The sequence below is a fragment of the Streptantibioticus rubrisoli genome (assembly GCF_024436055.1).
GTDB lineage: Bacteria > Actinomycetota > Actinomycetes > Streptomycetales > Streptomycetaceae > Streptantibioticus_A > Streptantibioticus_A rubrisoli.
Genome location: NZ_JANFNH010000104.1, coordinates 1 through 1,080 on the forward strand (window position 1 = coordinate 1; position 1,080 = coordinate 1,080).

A 1,080-nucleotide genomic window follows, 5' to 3' on the forward strand; every position below is an offset into this window, starting at 1 on the left:
GTTTGGGGTCGGGGCCGCGCCGGGGTGACACCTCGGGTGGCTCCCTTCGGCCCTGACGTTGGTTCCTGGGAAGTTCGATCGCCACCCTGCGGGGACACCCCGGCACGTCCCCTTCCGTTTCGTCTTGCGCTGCGGCCCGGTGGGGGTTGCAAGGCAGAGACGTGAGGGGTCGGGGTCGGAGGGGTGGGGGTCCTGGACGCCGGGGTTCCCCATGCCGAAGGCCAGGGGCGTATTTGCGGGCCGGACTTCCGGCGCACCAACGATTGGGGAGAAGGGCCCGTAAATATACGGTCCAGGACCCCCACCCCGGAGGCCCCGGCCCCGCCCCCCGATCGTGGGCTGCGAGCCGGTGGGGAGTCGGCGCTCAGCCGGTTCCCGTACTCTTGCGCCCATGTCGCTCTACGCCGCCTACGCCGGGAACCTTGATGCGCGACTGATGACCCGCCGCGCGCCCCATTCGCCGCTACGCGGTACGGGCTGGCTCAACGGCTGGCGACTGACGTTCGGCGGCGAGCAGATGGGGTGGGAGGGCGCTTTGGCGACCCTCGTCGAAGACCCCCTGCACCAGGTTTTCGTAGGTCTCTACGACATCGCTGCCATCGATGAGGAGTCGATGGACCGCTGGGAGGGCGTGCCGCTCGGGATCTACCGCCGTACGACGGTGCGAGTGCACACGTTGGACGGGGACCTCGCGGCGTGGGTCTACGTGCTGAACGACTACGAGGGTGGGCTGCCCTCGGCCCGCTACCTCGGGGAGATCGCGGACGCGGCGGAGTCCTGCGGGGCGCCCCACGACTACGTGATGGAGCTGCGCAAGCGGCCCTGCTAGGGGGCTCGCCCCAGCCGCTCGCCCCTTTTCCTTTGGCCTTTGCGGTGTGTTCGCTGCGCAGGGTGCGGGTTCGTCGGTTGGGGGTTTGCCCACCCGCCCACCCGATTGCCCTGGGCCTTTGGTTGCCGTTGCGTGCGGCCGGTTGTGGGTCGGGGGCGCGCCGGGGTGTCTCCTCACTCCGCGTTTGAGGTTATCCGCGGGTACGTCGCGGGGTCGCTGCGGGGACACCCCGGCACACCCCCTTGCGTGCG

General features: G+C 70.3%; 1 protein-coding gene. It reads left to right on the plus strand.

What is annotated here, in order from left to right:
• Window positions 1-391 precede the first annotated feature (391 nt).
• Window positions 392-829: a gamma-glutamylcyclotransferase family protein gene (locus NON19_RS33025; protein WP_255932961.1), complete on the plus strand. Its 438-nt coding sequence runs from the start codon at window positions 392-394 to the stop codon at window positions 827-829.
• Window positions 830-1,080: the final 251 nt, after the last annotated feature.